Here is a 17,152-nt window from a genome sequence, read left to right on the forward strand (position 1 = left end):
TAATCCAGTTACGCATAACGTAATTTGCTCCCTGTCGGCCGTCAAGCTATAAAGACCGCCATTCGTCTTTCGGATACACGCTCTCCATGGAAAAGCCGCCCGCCCCCCGCGACACAGGTAAACAAAAAGTCCGCTCGGCCGAAGTCGGCACCGACATCCTCAAGGCTCTGGCCGAACTGTCGCCGGCCACGTCCCTGTCGCGCCTGGCCGAACATGTGCAGATGCCGGCGAGTAAGGTCCACCGCTATTTACAGGCCCTGATTGCCTCGGGGTTTGCCGAACAGAACATCGCCACCAACCATTACGGCCTGGGCCGCGAAGCCTTGCGCGTGGGGCTGGCGGCACTGGGCAGCATGGACGTGCTGAAAGTCGCCGCCCTGCCTCTGGCACAACTGCGCGATGCATTGAATGAAACCTGCTTTCTTGCGGTGTGGGGCAACCATGGCGCGACCGTGGTGCATATCGAACCGGCGGTGCGCGCGGTCACGGTGGTGACGCAGCTGGGGTCGGTGTTGCCGCTGCTCAGTTCCTCGACCGGGCTGGTGTTCAGCGCCTTTCTGCCCGAGCGCGAAACCATGGACCTGCGCACGCGGGAGATCCAGGCCGGCACCGCCCATGCGCTGGTGGACGATCAGGCGTATGGGCAGACCTGTGAGCAGATTCGCCAGCGTGGCTTGCACTTTGTCCATGGTTTGCTGATGCCCGGGGTCGATGCGCTATCGGCGCCGGTGTTTAATGCGATGGGGCAGGTGGTGGCGGTGATGACCGTGGTGGGGCCGACCTCGTTGTTCCATGCCGATGAAGACGGGCCGGCGGCCGGGCAATTGCTGGCGGCGAGCCAGGCGGTGAGTTGGCGGATGGGTTACCAGCCCTGACCCGTTGCAACTGAATGTATGCGGGCAAATGTGGGAGCTGGCTTGCCTGCGATAGCGGTGTATCAGTAGGCAAATGCATTAACTGACCCACCGCTATCGCAGGCAAGCCAGCTCCCACATTTTGATCAACGCTGCTTGGAATAATCAGGCCATCAGACCCAGGGTCTTAGCCTTGGCCACGGCCTGGGTGCGGCGCTCCACCCCTAACTTGCTGTGAATCCGCCGCGCGTGGGTCTTCACCGTGTGCAGCGAGATAAACAACAACTCGGCAATCTCCAGGTTGGAGTTACCCCGCGCGATCAGTTGCAACACCTCCAGCTCCCGCTGACTCAACGGGTTGGCCCCTGGCGCCGCCACTGCCTCCTGAGGCTCAAGCCCCAACTCACTGAGCAGCCCCGGCTGGCGCAAGCGCAGTTCACGCACGGCCTGCTGCACCTGGCAGCGCGCCGCCAGGGCCAGCCCGGTTTGCAGCGAGCGCACCGCCAGGACTTTTTCCCCTTGTTGCCAGGCCACCTCGCCCAACACCAGGTGCAACTCCACCTCCAGGCACTGCATGCCCCGCTCGCGGGCGGTATCGAGCAAGGCTATGAGGCGCTGGATGGGTTGCTCGGCCCGGTGCAGTCTGACCTGGGCCAGCACCAGCAGGTATTCCAGGCGGGGGATCAGCTCCAGGGTCGCCGGCGGCGCCTGCTTGGCCTGGGGGCCGTGATAGTGGCGCAGCACTCGGCTGAGCGCTTCCAGGGTCAGTTCGGCACGCCCCTGTTGCAGCCAAAAATGCCCGCTGAGCAACAGCAACACCGCCCGATACACGGTGTCGGGCACCTGCCGGCGCTGCATCAGGCGCTCGGCGTCGCGCAACTGGATAAACGCCTGGGCGTAGTCACCGCGGTTGGCCGCCAGCATCGCCAACCCGAGGAAGCCATAGAGCACGCGCTTGTCCTGGCTGTGCAGGCACATGCCCAGGCCGGCTTCGAGGCACTCGGTGGCCAGGGCATCATGCCCCTGGCGCAAAGCCAGGTGCCCACGGCGCAGAGCAATCCGCCCCATCAACGGCCCGGCCTTGAGACGTTGCTGGATCAACATGGCCTGCACGCCTTCCAACAGGCTCTGGGCCCGATACGGTGCGCCCCGCTGTTCCAGCAATTGCGCATGATCAAGCTCCAGCAGCGCCTCCAGCAGCAACGAACCATGGGCCCGCGCCAGGCACAGCGCCTCGCGGTTCAGGGCCTGGGCCACCTCCAGTTCGCCGCGCAACAGCGCTTGCTGGGTCAGCCCGGACAGGCACATCAGGCGCGATGTCCAGGCGCTGTCCGGCAAATCATTCAGTGCCTCCAGAAAATGCTCACGCGCAGGCACCGCGTCCCCCCCAAGATGCAACAACCACCCCCACTGCGCCTGCCAACGCGCCAACAGGTGCCGTTGCAAGGCGGCCGTGGGTTGCGGGGTGAAGCGCGCCAGTTGATCGATGCATTGCGCGGCCTGGTCGAAACGCCCGGCAAACAGCAAGGCAGCCGTGACCAGCCCCACTAGTTGCGCCGAGCCGAGCATCAACTCGTCGCCATGTTGCTCATGCAGGCGCAACAACAGCACGGCGTTCTGCTGACGGAACAGGTCTTCAAAACTGAAGTGTTCCAACAGGCTGACCGCCACTTCGTACTCCTCGGCGAGCAACGCCTGCTCGAACGCCGCCTGCCAATCCTGCTGCGCGGTAAACCATTGGCAGGCGCGCCGGTGCCAGGAGCGTCGGGCCGGCCACGGTTCATCGCGCAGCAGCTGGGCCAGGGGCGCGAAGACCTGCAGCCAGTCCGGCGAATCTTCCCAGGGCTCGATAAACGCGCCCAGGGCCTGAAGATCGCGCAGGTAGTCGGCGCCATCGCCAAACCCGAACAGGTGCTCGCACAGCCCCGGGTTAAAGCGTGGCAGGTGCGCCAGTACCCGCCAGGCTTCCTCCAGCTCGCTGGGCAAGGTGCTGAACAGTTCGTGTTGCAGGTAATCGAGCAGGGTCTGGGAACGCCCATGCCAGGCGCCGCTGTCGGGATGGCTGTCACCTTCGAGCAGGGCGATACGCACGCCGGCGCACCAGCCGGCGCAGAACTGCAAGACCTTGTCGGCGGTCTGCATGCCCACGGCGTGATGATCGAGCAATTGCTGGACCTCGCGCTGATCGAACGCCAACTCGGTGCCGCCGCACTCCCACAACTCATCGTCGAGCAACAGCCGTGGCCAATTGCAGGCCGGCCGGCGCCGCGCGCCCAGCCACCAGATCAAGGCCGGGCTGCTGGCCGCCAGCACCCGATCGAGCAAGGCATCCAATGCGGGCGCCGCCACCCGGCAATAGTCATCGAGAAACAACCAGGCCGGCGCTTGCCAGCGGCTCAGGTCGAGCAACAAGCTGGCTTCATCGACAAACGCCAGCCCCAGGCTTTGGGCCAGGCGCTGGCACAAATCCAGGGGGGCCAAGGCTGCACCGTTGAGTGGCAGCCAATACACCTGGCAGCTCGCCGGGGCCTGTAGGGCGCATTCGGCCAACAAGGCACTCTTGCCACTGCCGGCTGGCGCGCACAGCAACCGAACCCGCGCCTCGGCGCTGCGCAACGGTTCGGCCAGGCGTGGGCGCAGCACATGGTGGGAAGACAGACGTGGCATGAATCCAGGGCGATCCAGGCGACGGGGCATGGCGGTCATTACAGCGTCCCTTTTTTTATTGTTATGCGGCGTGCGATCTACCGTAGTCCTGTCAATGGGCGTTGTTGAAGAAGTATTCAGCGGGCTGATTGCCGGGCATAAAAAAGCCGGGCTTCATTTGAGCCCGGCACAGGATTGACAGGTTAAAACACGCCCTATGTGGGAGCTGGCTTGCCTGCGATGGCGGTGGGTCAGGTTGATGGGTTTTGCCTGGTCCACCGCCATCGCAGGCAAGCCAGCTCCCACAGTGATTGGGTTTACAACCTTAGATCAGCGTACGCCCGAGGCGCGCAAGGCCGCCGGAGTGTAGTCCGCCGCCTTGGCATTGAAGCCGAATACAAAGCTGCTCTTCTCCTCGTTTTTCATGCCCAGGGCGATGTAGCGGCCGGCGATGAGGTCGTACAGGGTCTCGACGGTGTAGGCCGGGGTCTGGTGGTGGTAGTAGAACTGCGCATGGCCTTCGGCCACGCGCCACAGTTGGCCACGGCCGTCATAGTGGTCCACCAGCGCCACCTGCCAGCTGTCTTCGTCGAGGTACATGTGGCGCTTGGCGTAGATATGCCGTTCGCTGGGCTTGACCGTGCCGACCACTTCCCAGACCCGATGCAGCTCGTAGCGGGTCAGGTCCTGGTTGATATGGCCGGCCTTGATGATGTCGTCGTACTTGAGGGACGGCGAATCAAGCTTGTAGGCGTTGTAGGGAATGTACATTTCCTTCTTGCCCACCAGTTTCCAGTCGTAGCGGTCTGGCGCGCCGGAGAACATGTCGAAGTTATCCGAGGTGCGCAGGCCGTCGGAGGCGGTGCCCGGCCCGTCGTAGGCCACTTGCGGTGCACGGCGCACGCGGCGTTGGCCGGCGTTGTAGATCCACGCCAGGCGCGGCTCCTTCACCTGGTCGAGGGTTTCGTGCACCAGCAGCACGTTACCCGCCAGGCGCGCGGGCGCGGTGACCGACTGCTTGAAGAAGGTCAGCACGTTGGCGCCCTTGGCCGGGTCCATATCCGGGATCAGTTGCGGCACCGCCACTTCTTCCTCGAAGCGGATCGGCGTGTAGCTGCCGTTGGTCTGCGGGGTAGCCTGGGTGATGATGCGCCGCAGGTTGCCGCCGTGGTAGCGGGTGATGTGGTTCCATAACACCTCGACGCCATTTTTCGGAATCGGGAAGGCGTAGTAGCGGTTGCCGGTGAAGTTCTCCAGGCCGTTGCCGTCGTTGATCGCCTTGACGTTCAGCGCGCTGCGCTTGATCGATTCGTAGATAGCGTCGGGCAGGTTGACCGTGCGGTGGGTGGGGTAGACCGGGATTTTATAGGTCTCGGGGTAGCGTTTGAACATCGCCACCTGGCCATCCGACAGTTTGTCCTTGTACTTGTCGACCGTGGCCGCGGTGATCACGAACAGCGGTTTTTCATTGGCGAACGGGTCGGCCAAAAAGCCCTTGCTGTCCACCGCGCCGGCGTTTTTCGGGAGGCCACCGGTCCAGGCCGGGATCGAGCCATCGGCATTGCCGGCCTTCTCGGCGCCCACCGGGGTCAGGGTGGTGCCGAGCTTGGCGGCTTCCTCCACAGACACCGCGGCCATCACGTTGGCGGCCAACAGGCTGAGGGCCAGTACGCCGCACTGCAAAATCACTTTACGCATGGTTGTTGTCCTTCTTTTTAAGCCAAATCAGAAGTTCACGCCGAAGCTGAGGGCGAGGAAGTCACGGTCGGTCAGGGTGTTGTAGTCACCGCCAAAAAAGTCGGTGTAGCTCAGGCTCGCGGTGTAGGTGTTGCGGTAGTCCGCATCGACCCCGACGCTGAGGGCCTTGGCCCCTTCGTTGAACAGGCCGTTGGGGCCGTAGCCCTTGACGTCATGGGACCAGGACAGGTTGGGCTTGAGGTTGATCCCGGCGATCACGTTGTTGTAGTCGAGGATCGCCCGGGCGCGATAACCCCAGGAGGTGGCCGTGACGAAACCGTCGGTGTCACCGCCAAAGCCGTATTGGCCGTAGACCGAATCGCGGCCGTAGCGCAGCTTGGTTTTGTTCTCCAGCCCGCCCACCCGCACGATGGCCGCCTCGCCCACCACGGTCAGGCGTTCAGCGCCCAGCACCTGGTCGAAAAACTGCGTCATGGTGGTCTGGAACTGGGTGATTTCCTTGCGCCGGTAGCCGGCGTTGTCGGCACCGAATGAGCTTTTGATCGGCGACGCGGCGTTGCCGGCTATCGGGTTGACCAGGGCCAGGGTCAGGTCGGTGGTGTTGAGTTGCACCGGGGCGTTGGGGCGGTAGCTGATTTCCCCGGTCCAGGCCGTGCCGGTGGGCAGGGTCGTGGCGAAGCTGGCGCCGTACAGGCGGATATCTTCCGGGTAATCCAGGTAATACTGGCCGCGCCCGAGCATCACGCTCTGCGCCAGGCCCGCGCCACTGCCGGGGGCAATGCCGTTGGCCGCATTGATGATATTGCCAATGGTCGCCAGGTTGGTGTTGGCCGTAAGGGTGCCCACGGTCGGCGTGCGGCTGTGGTAGTTCATGAAGTACAGGCCGTATTCGGTGTCATCGCCCAGCCAGCGCAAGGCCATGCCGAACTGCCCGGAATCCCGTGCGTCACGGTCGGCGGCGCGGCGTACGATCACCCCCTCGTTGGCGACGCCAAAACCCTGGCCGAACGCGGCGGCCACCGGTTGCAGCGGGCGGATCGCCGGGCTGCCGACGGTGTAGTTGTCGGTGCAGCCATCGGCCGCCACGTCGCCACCAAAGTAGGTGCCGCAGTTGTCCAGCACGGTCTGGTCCCATTCCAACTGGTAGAAACCTTCCACTGTCAGTTGGTTGGTCAGGCCCTGGGAGGCGAACAGCATGTTGACTGGAATCAGGCCTTCCTTGATCTCGGCGCCCGGCCGGCGGAAGGCCGAGACGTCGATGGGGTTGATGCTGTTGATGGAGTTGCCGATGAAGGTACTTTCGCCCCAGCTGACCACCTGTTTACCGGCACGCACGGTGCCCGGCAGGTCGCCCAGGGAATAGTTGTGATAGACGAAGGCATCGAGGATCTGCGCCCCGCTGGACTTGGCGCCTTCCTTGCGGTTGTGGTCGCTGATCGGCTTGAACTCGCGGTCTTCGTCCTTGAGCTCGAAGTCGTACCAGTATTTGCCCCGCACAAACACACCGGTATCGCCGTACTTGAGCTCCAGGTCGTGCAGGCCCTTGAAGATTTTCGAGAAGGTCTCGCCCTTCTTGAAGTTCAGGCGCCCGTCATCCCCGGTAGAGGCCTGGCCACTGCCGCCATTGACCGTGCCCACCAGCTTGCGGTCGGCATCGCGCATGCCCCAGCTGGCACCGACCGACAGCGACGAATCGAATTGCCCCTCGATCTCGCCGATATTGAATGAAACAGCCTGCGCCTGGACGCAGCACCCCAAAGCAACCGCAGCGGCCAGCGCCTGTGGCCTGAAGATGGCGCGCATTGTTGTTTTTGTCATGCGTCTTCCCCGGTGGTGTGACAGAAGGCCCCACCCTACTGCCCGCCATCAGGAGCGATAAGCGCACCAAGGAGGTATTCGTTGTGTCGCTCAAAAGGATTAACCCAGGCTCTAGCGTGGGTATTGGCGGGGCTATCGACGCAGTGGATAGAGCGCCATCAAGCGAATGGATACCCCCGCGCCTACAGGGGCAGGTACTGTTGTTGATTTGGTAACAGTCCTTGTCCTGAATCAGTATTCTCTATTCCGTTACAAGGGACTATTCTTACCGGGCTTTCAGGACAATCCTACTGATTACCTGAAGCCACTTTTTGCTGGATTGAAGCGTATTTTCAGTCTGTTACCGGTGTTCACTGACGTTGATTTGTAGCTCCTTGATCCAACGTCTTACTTCGGCCGCTGCGTATGCAGCGGCCTTTTTTATGCCTGAAATCCTGCGGGGCGCCATCAGCGCCCCGCAGGATTGACTGTTTTTCAGGTAACGATCAGAGGCTGTATTTGTGCAGGTTGTCCATCATCTCCTTCAAGGCTTCGATATTGTCCTTGGGATGGGCCGCCCCTTCAAAGTTGCAGATCTGCTGCCAGTGCGCCGCCACATCCTCTGGCGAGAAGCCCGCCTCGGGGTCAAACCCCACGCCCAGGCTGCGCTCCCAGCGGGTCTTGCCGATCCAGCCGCCGCCCACTTCAAACAGCCCCGAGGTTTCCTGGCAGGCCTCGCTGCCCAGGTACACCACCAGCGGGCTGACCAGCTCGGGCTTGAGGCGCTCGAACACCTGTGGCGGGATCAGGCCTTCGGTCATGCGCGTACCGCCCGTGGGCGCGATGGCATTGACCAGGATGTTGTTCTTGCGCCCTTCCAGCGCCAGGGTGCGGGTCAGGCCATACAGGCCGAGCTTGGCCATGCCGTAGTTGGACTGGCCGAAGTTGCCGTAGATGCCCGACGTGGAGGCGGTGAAAATCACCCGGCCATAGCCTTGCTCGCGCAGATGCGGCCAGGCGGCGCGGGTCACTTTGTAGGCTCCTTCGACGTGCACGCGGTACACCAGGTCCCAGTCGCCGTCCTCCATTTTATGGAAGGTCTTGTCACGCAGGATCCCGGCGTTGTTCACCACCACGTCGATGCGGCCAAACACGTCGAGAGCGTGCTGCACGATCTTTTCGCCATCGGTCACCGAATCGTGGTTGGCCTCGGCAATCCCACCGGCCTCGCGGATCTCGGCCACCACGCGGTCGGCGGCCGAGGCATTGGCGCCTTCGCCCTGAGTCGAGCCGCCAAGGTCGTTGACCAGTACCCTGGCCCCGTGCCTGGCGAACAGCAGCGCATGGGCACGCCCCAAACCACCCCCGGCCCCGGTGACGATCACGACTTTATCTTGGAACTGCACAGACTCACTCATAGGGAACTCCAGCGAAGACAGTGGACGATGGGGCGAGTGTCAGGCACGGGGCTTGTGGTCACAATAAATACGGGCGGGGGTGAATGGTGCGCAATAAGGCACGGGGATGATCGGACAGGTCATAGAGGCTGGTTGGTGTGGGAGCTGGCTTGCCTGCGATTGCATCACCTCGGTACAACTGATTTACCGAGGTGTGCCCATCGCAGGCAAGCCAGCTCCTACACAAGCCAGTTCCCATAGGCGATCTTGGTTGCTTTCAATGCCCTCGCGAAACGCCAGGTAATGCTTGAGCACCTGCACCGGCGCCTCGATCTGCGGGTAGTGGCCGATCTTGGCCAGCAACACCGTGTCGGCATCCGCTATCAACTCGCGGTAACGCGCGACCATGTGCGCGCCGGAGATCGGGTCGACTTCGCCATCGATCACCCGCAACGGCACTTCGCCGCGCTGCATGGCCGCCACCCAGCGCTCGCGTTGGCGGCGGCGCTGGGGGATGTAGGCGATGAGTTTGTGCAGGATCCGCGGGCCATCGTTGTTTTCGATCAGGCTCCAGAAGTCATCCAGGGCGCTTTCGCTGGGGCGGGTGTCGGGGCCGAAGATCTGCTTGAAGCTGTCGGCCAGGGCGTTGCGCCCGAATGCACGGCCGATCATCCACCCCAAGGGGCTGAGCAACAGTTTTTGCACCAGCGCCGCGCGATGGGTCTCGGGGAACAGCCCGCCATTGAGAAACACACAACTGGCCAGCTGGAACCGCCCCTCGTAGTGCCGGGCGAGCAGTTCCTGGGCCACGCTGTCACCGTAGTCATGGGCCATGACATGCACCGGCTGCTGGATCCGCAGATGGGCCAGCAGGGCTTCTTGCAGGTCGGCCTGTTCCAACAGGCAATAGGTGTGGTCCAGAGGCTTGGCCGAGTCGCCGAAGCCGAGCATGTCGCAGGCGATCACCTGATAACGCTGGGCCAGGGGCTGCCACAGGTAATGCCAGTCCCAACTGGCGCTGGGAAAGCCGTGGATCAGCAGCAAGGGTTGACCCTGCCCGGCCACCCAGTAACGGATGGTCTGCCCGCGAAACACAAAACTCTGCCCACGCTTGCGCCAGGCACTCAGGGGGATTTCGGCCAGTGGCATCAGAGTCGGTATCCAGGGTCGTGTTGATCGAGCTTGCGCAGCAGCGCCGGCCAGGCCAATGCGCCGCCCATGCCTTGGGCGCTCTTGGTCACGCCGGCAATCATCGCCTTGGCCCCCGCCAGAATCTGCGGCGCGATGGCGATCAATTCGGCCCCGCCGTTTTGCGCCAGCACCTGGATGTCGCAGGCGCGCTGGAAGGTGAACATCATCAGGAAGGTATCGGCGATGGTCGCGCCGCAGGTCAGCAGGCCATGGTTGTGCAGCATCAGGAAATGGTTCGGCCCCAGGTCGGCTTGCAGGCGGGTCTTTTCCTCGTGGTTCAGCGCCACGCCTTCGTAGGCGTGATAGGCCAGGCTCGACAGCACGAACAGCGACTGCTGGCTGATGGGCAGCACGCCCTGCTTCTGCGCCGATACGGCCACGCCGGCTGCGGTATGGGTGTGCAGCACGCAGGCCACATCGTGGCGCACTTCGTGGACCGCGCTGTGGATGGTGTAGCCCGCCGGGTTGATGTCGTAGGGGCTGTCCATCAGCTTGTTGCCGGCCTGATCGACCTTGACCAGGCTGGAGGCGGTGATTTCGTGGAACATCAGCCCGAACGGGTTGATCAGGAAGTCTTCGGTGCCCGGCACCTTGGCCGAGATATGGGTGAAAATCAGATCATCCCAGCCATGCAGGGCCACCAGGCGATAGCAGGCGGCCAGGTCGATACGGGCCTGCCATTCGGCGGCTCTGACCTGGTCTTTTACACTCTGTGTCGATTGAACGGGGGCTAGGCTCACGGCAAGGACCTCGACGCGGTGGTGTTCTTATTGTTTTTTGGGCTGAGGGGCCAGTCTAGTCAGAGCTCGGGCCTGCTGTAGTTGCGTTGGCAGCCAGCTTGATGACCGAGCGGGTCAATTGTGAGGATAGTTCGGATTCGTACAATGTGGTGTCAGAGAAGCAACGCCAATAAAGGCGCGGCAAACAGGTTGAGCAAGCCGGTCAGGACCATCACCAGCCCGGCCACCGAGCCTTCTTCGCCGCCCACTTCATGGGCACGACTGACACCGGCCCCGTGGGCGCCCACCCCAAACAATGCACCGCGCGCCAGGGCACTGCGCAACGGCAACCACTTGAGCAGCACCCCACCGAGCATGGCGCCGAACACGCCGGTGAACATCACGAACACCGCCGTCAGTTCCGGCACGCCCCCCAGGTCGTGGGCCAGGGGCATGGCGAAGGGCGTGGTAATCGAGCGCGGCACCAACGACATCGTCACCGCGCTGTCCAGGGCCAACGCCCTGGCCAGGCCGAAGGAGGTGCCGATGGACGCGGCGCTACCGGCCAACATCCCCAGGAACAGCGCCGACCAGTGCCGCATCAACAGTTGGCGCTGCTGCCAGATCGGGATGGCGAATGCCACCGTGACCGGGCCCAGTACCAGCATCAGCCAATGGGTGTCGGTGGCGTATTCGGCATAGGCGGTGTTCAGCGGTACGGCCACCGCCAGCAGCAGCGCGGGCACCAAAATCAGCGGCGACAGCAGGTAGCGCCCGGTACGCCGGTAGAGCCAGCGGCTCAAACCATAGGCACCCAGGGTCAGGGCCAGCCAGAACAGTGGCATCCATTCAAGCTTCATGGCGCAGCTTCCAGCGGCAGACCAGTTCGACGGTAAACGCCGTGACCAGCATCACCATCAGGGTACTGAGGGCGATCACCAGCATGATCCGCCAGCCGTCATGGCGCAGCAGGCCGCCGTAATCAAGCAGGCTCATCAAGGCCGGGATAAAGAACAACAACATCTCTGCCATCAGCAGGCCAGCGCCCAATTGCAGGGCCGCCGGTTTGATCAGGCCACTGGCGAACACCAGCAGCAGCAGGCCCAGGCCAATCACCCCGCCGGGGATCGGCCACGCCAGCCATACGGCCACTTGGCAGCCCAGCAGGTAAATCGCCAGCAATACCAGCAGCTCAACCAGCAGCCGGCCCAGGTGTTTGAAGGTGAAACGTTTAATAGACATGGGTTCCTCGCAGGCCCTTATTTTAAAGAGCCCCCTGGCATCCCCAAAGCGAATTGTTAGACTGCAAGCCATTCCAAACTGGAATTAGTGCAATGGAATTCAAACAGCTGCGCAGTTTTATCGAAGTGGTGCACCGGGGCGGTTTTACCCAGGCCGGGAAAACCCTGCATATCAGCCAGTCCGCCGTGAGCAAGCAGGTGGCACAACTGGAACACAGCCTGGGTACGCCTCTGCTCGACCGCATCGGCCCGCACGTGCGCCTGACCGCCGCCGGGCAGGTGGTGCTGCAACGGGCCGAAGCCATGTTGCGCCTGCAGACCGAGCTGGTGAGCGAGCTGGACGACCTGAATCAATTGACCCGTGGCGAGCTGCGCATGGGCCTGCCGCAACTGGGGGGCGATACCCTGTTTGCCGGGCTGTTTGCCGAATATCGCCGGCGCTATCCCAATGTCAGCATCCAGTTGCTTGAGGGCGGCAGCCGCAATATCGAGCAGGCCATCCTCGCCGGTGAGCTGGACATCGGCGGCAGCCTGTTGCCCACCGACCCGGCGTTTGCCTGGCAGGCGTTCTGTGATGAACCGCTGGATGCGCTGCTGCCCCTGGACCATCCGCTGGCGCGGCACACGCAGATTGGCCTGGAGCAATTGGCCGACACGCCGTTCTTGATGTACCAGCGCAGCTTTGTGCTCAACGACCGGTTGCTCCAGGCCTGCCAGCAACTGGGCTTCACGCCCCGGGAAAGTGGGCGCAGCGGTCAGGCGGATTTTCTCGTCGCCTTGGTGGCCGCAGGCCAGGGCGTGGTGCTGTTGCCCAGCGTGGTCGCGCGCGGCCTGGAGCGCCCAGGTGTAGTGCGCCTGACCCTCAGGGCCCCCGATTTCCTACGCTGGGATATCGCCTTTATCTGGCGCAAGGGCGCCTATCTGTCGAAAGCCGCCCAGGCCTGGCTCGCGCTGTTGCGCGAGTACCCGATCAGCCGCGCAGTGCCGTGACCAGCTCTGCCAGCCAGGGCTCGGCGTCTGCTTCCGGGGTGACGCTTTCGCTGGCATCCAGGCGCAGCATTGGCAGCACTTCGCGCACGCCCAACTCAGCGAACAACTCGCGCATCTGCTCGCCGCCGCCGCAGAAGGTGTCGCCGTAGCTGGCGTCGCCCAGGCCGATCACCGCGCCCGGCAAACCGCGCCAGGCGGCGGGCAGTTGGTCGCGGATGGTCGAATACAAAGGCTGCAGGTTATCGGGCAATTCGCCCATGCCGGTGGTGGAGGTGACGGCCAGCAAGGCGTCCGGGGCGAAGGCCTGCACATCGGCCAGGGTCGCCCGCGAGTTGTGCCAGGCCTCGAAACCGGCGGCGTTGAGAATACCCATGGCGTGGCGGGCAACTTCTTCTGCCGTGCCATAGACCGAGCCGGAAAGGATGGCGACTTTCATCAATCTGATCCTGTAGTTGAGTGAAAACCTGGGATATTAACAGTTGGCGGCCGGGTGGGCTGCCCTACACTCAGAAATCCACAAACACGCTATGGACCGCTCAATGATCAACGCCAAGCTGATGCAGATAGTCATCAACGCCTCCAACGACGGGATCGTTGTGGCCGAAAGGGAAGGCAAGGACAAGCCCCTGATTTACGTGAACCCGGCCTTTGAACGCCTGACCGGCTACAGCCTGGACGACATCCTTTACCAGGATTGCCGCTTCCTGCAGTCGGGCGACCGCGACCAGCCGGCCCTGATGGCTATTCGCGAAGCCCTGGACAGTGGCGGCGCCTGCCGGGAAATCCTGCGCAACTACCGCCAGGACGGCACGCACTTCTGGAATGAACTGTCATTATCGACGGTTTACAACCAGGCGGATGGGCAGACTTACTTCGTCGGCGTGCAAAAAGATGTAACGGTTCAGGTCAAGGCCCAGCAGCGTATTGCCCAGCTCGAAGCCCAGGTGGCGCAGCTTACAGCCGAGCTGGACGCGCTCAGTGCGACGAGCGGATCTAACAAACTTTAGAAAACACGGTCTTTAGGGTGATAATCAGTTTAATCACGCATTTCCTTGAGCCACATCAATGCAACGCGACGCGCTTTTGACCCAGGACGAGCTGGACTTCATCCAGAACATGCACCACAACCCGCAGCTTAATGTGCGGGATGTGTCGTCGAGCCTGACGGTCAACGGCGGCGCGCAGATCCGCGACCTGCTCACGCGCCTGGCGGCCCATGAGCATGTGACGATCCAGGCGCAGTTCGATAACCAGCAAATGACCTTTCCACTGCAACTGGTGGAAGACGAGTTCCATGCCCTGCACTTGCGCCTTGGGGTGCCGAGCATTTTCGAGGACGGGCCGATGATCCGGCCCTGGCGCCTGGTGCTCGAAGAACCGGTGGCCCTGGAAAACGTCAAGGGCCAGCCGGGTGTGTTGTGGGTGCATGAAGTCTCGTTCAAGGGCCTGCTGGTGCAGTGCCGGGGCCGCAGCAAACCACCACGGACGTTCTCGATGTGGTTCAGCCCATCCGGCTACGAACGGATTGCGGTGCGTGGCACCCTGGAGCGCGAAACGGCGCGTGGCCTGTTTGCCTACCGCCTGAACCAGGGGGATGTGGATGAAACCGAGCGCCTGCGCCAGTTCATCCTGCAACAGCATCGCCTGGCCCACCCCGAAGTGCATGCCTGATCTCAGGTAGCCAGGGTTCCACTGAGAAACTGCTGCAAGCGCCGCGGCATCAAGCGCCCTTCATTGCCCAGGCAGCCGATGGCAGTCCCTGCCAGTTGCTGTTCGGCCATGTCCGAGGCATCACCGGCCAGCAGCAACGGGCATTCCAGGGTCAGGGCTAACCGCTCCAACCGCTTGGGTAGCTCATGGCTCGGTGAACGGTTGGAGAACAGCACCAGCACCTGCGGGCGGATCTTCTCGCAGACCAGCGTCAACTCATCCAAGGGGTGGCCCACGCTCAGCACATGAACCGCCAGTTCATCACCGCTGAGCATAAGCCCCGCCACCAGCAACTCCAGCTCTCGGCATTCGCCGGCAATGGCTGCCAGCAATACCTGCGGCGTGCGGCCAGCACGAGCGACCTGCAGGCGCTGGACAATCCGCGCGCGCAGGAAACTATCGAAAAACAGCCATTCGCTGGCTTGGCCGAAACGCCCCTGATGGCGCAACAACTGGTGCCAAAGGGGCATCAGGATGTCCTGGAACACCACGACGGCGGGGTACGCCGCAAAAATCTGCCCGTACAGGCGCTCCAGTTGCCGGTCATCAAACGCGCCGATGGCGAGCTGCAACTGCTGCTGCCACTGGACCCACTCATGCTGACCTTCGCCTTCCTGCAACGTGCGCAGGGAAGACGCTTGTGCATCGTCGCGTGCGAGGATCCTGCCGACTTTGCTCACCGCGACCCCGCGTTCGATCCAGTCCAGGATGCGATGAACCGTCTCGATGTCCTTCTGCGTGTACAGGCGATGCCCGCTTTCGGTGCGAATCGGCTGGATCAAGCCATAACGCCGCTCCCAGGCCCGCAGGGTGACCGGGTTGATTCCTGTCAATCTCGCGACTTCGCGAATCGGGAACAACTCATCTGCCGCGCATAGAGCGCCTGGCTCAATACCTTGGAAGGGTGCTGTGATTACAGGCATCGCGGGACCAAAACTTATACGAACTTGGATCCCATTTAACGCTTTTATACCTGTCTTTTTCAAGGGACCCGGCCAGCGGTCCAATGTCGCTGGCGTATTTCGTCAAATCAGGAATAATCCTTGCCTGTTTTTTTTGCGTCGCCGCCCTACCCCCGCGGCTTCGCCAGGGACGCCACCTACCCGGTGCTGCGCGCCCACACATTCGGAGATACACAATGTCTACCCTCCCCGTCACCTTGATGGTTGCGCGCCGCGCTGCCCAAGGCCGCTATCAGGACATGATGAGCTGGCTGCGCGAAGGCGAGCAACTGGCCACTGACTTCCCCGGCTACCTGGGTTCCGGCGTGCTTGCACCGCCCGCCGACGGTGGCGAATTCCAGATCATCTTCCGCTTCGCCGACGAGCAGACCCTGCACGCCTGGGAGTTCTCGGCCTCGCGCAGCGCCTGGCTGGGCCGTGGCAGCGAATTGTTTGCCGACCCCATGGAGCATCGCGTCAGCGGCATGGAAGGCTGGTTTGGTGCCGTGGGCCAGCGCCCACCGCGCTGGAAACAGGCCGTGGCGATCTGGCTGGCGTTTTTTCCGGTGTCGTTGCTGTTCAATTTTGGCCTTGAGCCACTGTTGGCCGAGCTGGGCCTGTTCAGCCGTGTGCTGGTCAGCACCCTGGCCCTGACGCCGTTGATGGTCTATCTGTTCATTCCGCTGTCCACCCATTTGCTGGCAGGCTGGCTCAATCCTGCCCCGCAGCGGGTAAAACCTGCCGAAGCCACCGTTTGAGCCGAGCCGCAACAGGCCGGGCGCTGGTATAGTTTTAGCCTGCCAGCGACCCGAGCCTCCCATGACCTCTCCCGCCCCGATCCTGATTACCGGTGCCGGCCAACGTGTCGGCCTGCACTGCGCCCTGCGCCTGCTGGACGACAACCAGCCGGTGATCTTCAGCTATCGCAGTGAACGCCCCGGCGTACAGGCCCTGCGCGAGCGTGGCGCAATTGGCGTGTTTGCCGACTTTTCCTGCGAGGCCGGCATCCTGGCCTTCATCAGCGAACTCAAGACCCATACCGACCGCCTGCGGGCAATCATCCACAATGCCTCGACCTGGGCCGCCGAAACACCCGGTGACGAAGCCCATGCCTTTATCGATATGTTCAGTGTGCACATGCTTGCGCCGTACCTGATCAACCTGCATTGTGCAGACTTGTTGCACCGCTCGATGCCGGCCGACATTGTGCACATCAGCGACGACGTGACCCGCAAGGGCAGCCGCCAGCATATTGCCTACTGTGCCAGCAAGGCCGGGCTCGACAGCCTGACCCTGTCCTTCGCCGCCCACTACGCGCCCCGGGTCAAGGTCAATGGCATCTCGCCGGCCATGGTGATGTTCAACGACGGCGACGACGCGGCCTATCGCGCCAAGGTCCTGGCCAAGTCGGCACTGGGCATCGAACCCGGGCCCGAGGTGATTTACCAGAGTGTGCGTTACCTGCTGGACAACCCTTATGTGACCGGCACCACCCTGACCGTCAACGGCGGGCGACATGTCAAGTAAACCCGAACACCAGCCGCTGGGGTTCCTGCAACTGATTGGATGGAGCAAGTAGCAATGCCACAACTTCAACCAGGTATGGCGCGCATCCGGGTCAAGGACCTGTGTCTGCGTACCTTCATTGGCATCAACGAGGATGAGATCCTCAACAAGCAGGATGTGTTGATCAACCTGACCATCCTGTATGCCGCACAAGACGCCGTGCGCGACAATGACATCGACCACGCCTTGAACTACCGCACCATCACCAAGGCCATCATCGCCCACGTCGAAGGCAATCGCTTTGCCCTGCTCGAACGCCTGACCCAGGAACTGCTGGACCTGGTGATGGGCAATGAGTCGGTGCTGTATGCCGAGGTCGAAGTCGACAAGCCCCATGCGCTGCGCTTTGCCGAGTCGGTGTCGATTACCCTGGCGGCCAGCCGCTAATCCCCTGAATCTGTG

The 17,152-nt window shown here is 62.7% G+C and carries 17 protein-coding genes; 7 read left to right on the forward strand and 10 right to left on the reverse strand.

Features of this window, described 5'->3' with window-relative positions; genetic code table 11:
* Positions 1–86: 86 nt before the first annotated feature.
* A complete protein-coding gene (locus BLL38_RS12210) occupies positions 87–875 on the forward strand; it encodes an IclR family transcriptional regulator (RefSeq protein WP_076962811.1) in 789 nt (262 codons plus the stop codon).
* A gap of 144 nt (positions 876–1,019) precedes the next feature.
* Here BLL38_RS12210 and BLL38_RS12215 read toward each other — a convergent pair whose 3' ends face one another.
* From BLL38_RS12215 to BLL38_RS12250, 8 genes are all read right to left on the reverse strand, one after another.
* Positions 1,020–3,560, reverse strand: coding sequence for a LuxR C-terminal-related transcriptional regulator (locus tag BLL38_RS12215; protein WP_076962812.1), 2,541 nt, complete (start codon positions 3,558–3,560; stop codon positions 1,020–1,022).
* A 270-nt stretch (positions 3,561–3,830) separates the two neighbouring features.
* Positions 3,831–5,198, reverse strand: coding sequence for a DUF1329 domain-containing protein (locus BLL38_RS12220; protein ID WP_076962813.1), 1,368 nt, complete (start codon positions 5,196–5,198; stop codon positions 3,831–3,833).
* A gap of 27 nt (positions 5,199–5,225) precedes the next feature.
* The gene (locus BLL38_RS12225) at positions 5,226–7,016 is read right to left on the reverse strand and encodes a DUF1302 domain-containing protein (RefSeq protein ID WP_076962814.1); all 1,791 of its coding nucleotides are present in this window, start codon (positions 7,014–7,016) and stop codon (positions 5,226–5,228) included.
* A gap of 485 nt (positions 7,017–7,501) precedes the next feature.
* A complete protein-coding gene (locus BLL38_RS12230) occupies positions 7,502–8,413 on the reverse strand; it encodes an SDR family oxidoreductase (RefSeq protein WP_076962815.1) in 912 nt (303 codons plus the stop codon).
* 183 nt (positions 8,414–8,596) lie between these two features.
* Positions 8,597–9,541, reverse strand: coding sequence for an alpha/beta fold hydrolase (locus tag BLL38_RS12235; protein WP_076962816.1), 945 nt, complete (start codon positions 9,539–9,541; stop codon positions 8,597–8,599).
* Positions 9,541–10,323: a class II aldolase/adducin family protein gene (locus BLL38_RS12240; RefSeq protein ID WP_076962817.1), complete on the reverse strand. Its 783-nt coding sequence runs from the start codon at positions 10,321–10,323 to the stop codon at positions 9,541–9,543. Before BLL38_RS12240 ends, BLL38_RS12235 begins: the two co-directional genes overlap by 1 nt.
* A gap of 152 nt (positions 10,324–10,475) precedes the next feature.
* Positions 10,476–11,162 carry an LrgB family protein gene (locus tag BLL38_RS12245; RefSeq protein WP_076962818.1) on the reverse strand — a complete coding sequence of 229 codons (687 nt, stop codon included), beginning with the start codon at positions 11,160–11,162 and terminating at the stop codon, positions 10,476–10,478.
* The gene (locus tag BLL38_RS12250) at positions 11,152–11,544 is read right to left on the reverse strand and encodes a CidA/LrgA family protein (RefSeq protein ID WP_076962819.1); all 393 of its coding nucleotides are present in this window, start codon (positions 11,542–11,544) and stop codon (positions 11,152–11,154) included. The genes BLL38_RS12245 and BLL38_RS12250 overlap by 11 nt, the downstream gene beginning before the upstream one ends.
* 92 nt (positions 11,545–11,636) lie before the next feature.
* On the opposite strand from BLL38_RS12250, the gene BLL38_RS12255 reads away from it, so the two are divergent.
* Positions 11,637–12,533, forward strand: a complete 897-nt coding sequence (locus tag BLL38_RS12255) for a LysR substrate-binding domain-containing protein (RefSeq protein WP_076962820.1) — start codon at positions 11,637–11,639, stop codon at positions 12,531–12,533.
* Here BLL38_RS12255 and BLL38_RS12260 read toward each other — a convergent pair.
* Positions 12,514–12,969, reverse strand: a complete 456-nt coding sequence (locus BLL38_RS12260) for a flavodoxin (RefSeq protein WP_076962821.1) — start codon at positions 12,967–12,969, stop codon at positions 12,514–12,516. The two genes, BLL38_RS12255 and BLL38_RS12260, sit on opposite strands and share 20 nt — an antisense overlap.
* A gap of 103 nt (positions 12,970–13,072) precedes the next feature.
* Between BLL38_RS12260 and BLL38_RS12265 the strand changes: the two genes are divergently transcribed.
* Complete coding sequence (locus BLL38_RS12265; RefSeq protein WP_076962822.1) at positions 13,073–13,540, forward strand: PAS domain-containing protein; 468 nt, start codon at positions 13,073–13,075, stop codon at positions 13,538–13,540.
* Between the two features lie 58 nt (positions 13,541–13,598).
* Positions 13,599–14,204, forward strand: a complete 606-nt coding sequence (locus BLL38_RS12270; RefSeq protein WP_076962823.1) for a hypothetical protein — start codon at positions 13,599–13,601, stop codon at positions 14,202–14,204.
* A gap of 2 nt (positions 14,205–14,206) precedes the next feature.
* Here the strand turns inward: BLL38_RS12270 and BLL38_RS12275 are convergent, their stop codons facing one another.
* Positions 14,207–15,166 carry a MerR family transcriptional regulator gene (locus BLL38_RS12275; protein WP_076962824.1) on the reverse strand — a complete coding sequence of 320 codons (960 nt, stop codon included), beginning with the start codon at positions 15,164–15,166 and terminating at the stop codon, positions 14,207–14,209.
* Between the two features lie 215 nt (positions 15,167–15,381).
* On the opposite strand from BLL38_RS12275, the gene BLL38_RS12280 reads away from it, so the two are divergent.
* The 3 genes from BLL38_RS12280 (at position 15,382) to folX (ending at position 17,137) form a co-directional block, all read left to right on the forward strand.
* Positions 15,382–15,942: a putative antibiotic biosynthesis monooxygenase gene (locus BLL38_RS12280; RefSeq protein ID WP_076962825.1), complete on the forward strand. Its 561-nt coding sequence runs from the start codon at positions 15,382–15,384 to the stop codon at positions 15,940–15,942.
* A gap of 61 nt (positions 15,943–16,003) precedes the next feature.
* Positions 16,004–16,711, forward strand: a complete 708-nt coding sequence (folM, locus tag BLL38_RS12285) for a dihydromonapterin reductase (protein ID WP_076962826.1) — start codon at positions 16,004–16,006, stop codon at positions 16,709–16,711.
* 54 nt (positions 16,712–16,765) lie between these two features.
* Positions 16,766–17,137: a dihydroneopterin triphosphate 2'-epimerase gene (folX, locus tag BLL38_RS12290; RefSeq protein WP_076962827.1), complete on the forward strand. Its 372-nt coding sequence runs from the start codon at positions 16,766–16,768 to the stop codon at positions 17,135–17,137.
* The last annotated feature ends 15 nt before the right edge of the window (positions 17,138–17,152 follow it).

Source organism: Pseudomonas gessardii, assembly GCF_001983165.1.
Taxonomy (GTDB): domain Bacteria; phylum Pseudomonadota; class Gammaproteobacteria; order Pseudomonadales; family Pseudomonadaceae; genus Aquipseudomonas; species Aquipseudomonas gessardii.

Excerpts from the sequence above, each read along its gene's own strand:
- BLL38_RS12210 (WP_076962811.1), top strand. The coding sequence starts at position 87 with ATGGAAAAGCCGCCCGCCCCCCGCGACACAGGTAAACAAAAAGTCCGC.
- BLL38_RS12215 (WP_076962812.1), bottom strand. The coding sequence starts at position 3,560 with ATGACCGCCATGCCCCGTCGCCTGGATCGCCCTGGATTCATGCCACGT.
- BLL38_RS12220 (WP_076962813.1), bottom strand. The coding sequence starts at position 5,198 with ATGCGTAAAGTGATTTTGCAGTGCGGCGTACTGGCCCTCAGCCTGTTG.
- BLL38_RS12225 (WP_076962814.1), bottom strand. The coding sequence starts at position 7,016 with ATGACAAAAACAACAATGCGCGCCATCTTCAGGCCACAGGCGCTGGCC.
- BLL38_RS12230 (WP_076962815.1), bottom strand. The coding sequence starts at position 8,413 with ATGAGTGAGTCTGTGCAGTTCCAAGATAAAGTCGTGATCGTCACCGGG.
- BLL38_RS12235 (WP_076962816.1), bottom strand. The coding sequence starts at position 9,541 with ATGCCACTGGCCGAAATCCCCCTGAGTGCCTGGCGCAAGCGTGGGCAG.
- BLL38_RS12245 (WP_076962818.1), bottom strand. The coding sequence starts at position 11,162 with ATGAAGCTTGAATGGATGCCACTGTTCTGGCTGGCCCTGACCCTGGGT.
- BLL38_RS12250 (WP_076962819.1), bottom strand. The coding sequence starts at position 11,544 with ATGTCTATTAAACGTTTCACCTTCAAACACCTGGGCCGGCTGCTGGTT.
- BLL38_RS12255 (WP_076962820.1), top strand. The coding sequence starts at position 11,637 with ATGGAATTCAAACAGCTGCGCAGTTTTATCGAAGTGGTGCACCGGGGC.
- BLL38_RS12260 (WP_076962821.1), bottom strand. The coding sequence starts at position 12,969 with ATGAAAGTCGCCATCCTTTCCGGCTCGGTCTATGGCACGGCAGAAGAA.
- BLL38_RS12265 (WP_076962822.1), top strand. The coding sequence starts at position 13,073 with ATGATCAACGCCAAGCTGATGCAGATAGTCATCAACGCCTCCAACGAC.
- BLL38_RS12270 (WP_076962823.1), top strand. The coding sequence starts at position 13,599 with ATGCAACGCGACGCGCTTTTGACCCAGGACGAGCTGGACTTCATCCAG.
- BLL38_RS12275 (WP_076962824.1), bottom strand. The coding sequence starts at position 15,166 with ATGCCTGTAATCACAGCACCCTTCCAAGGTATTGAGCCAGGCGCTCTA.
- BLL38_RS12280 (WP_076962825.1), top strand. The coding sequence starts at position 15,382 with ATGTCTACCCTCCCCGTCACCTTGATGGTTGCGCGCCGCGCTGCCCAA.
- folM (WP_076962826.1), top strand. The coding sequence starts at position 16,004 with ATGACCTCTCCCGCCCCGATCCTGATTACCGGTGCCGGCCAACGTGTC.
- folX (WP_076962827.1), top strand. The coding sequence starts at position 16,766 with ATGCCACAACTTCAACCAGGTATGGCGCGCATCCGGGTCAAGGACCTG.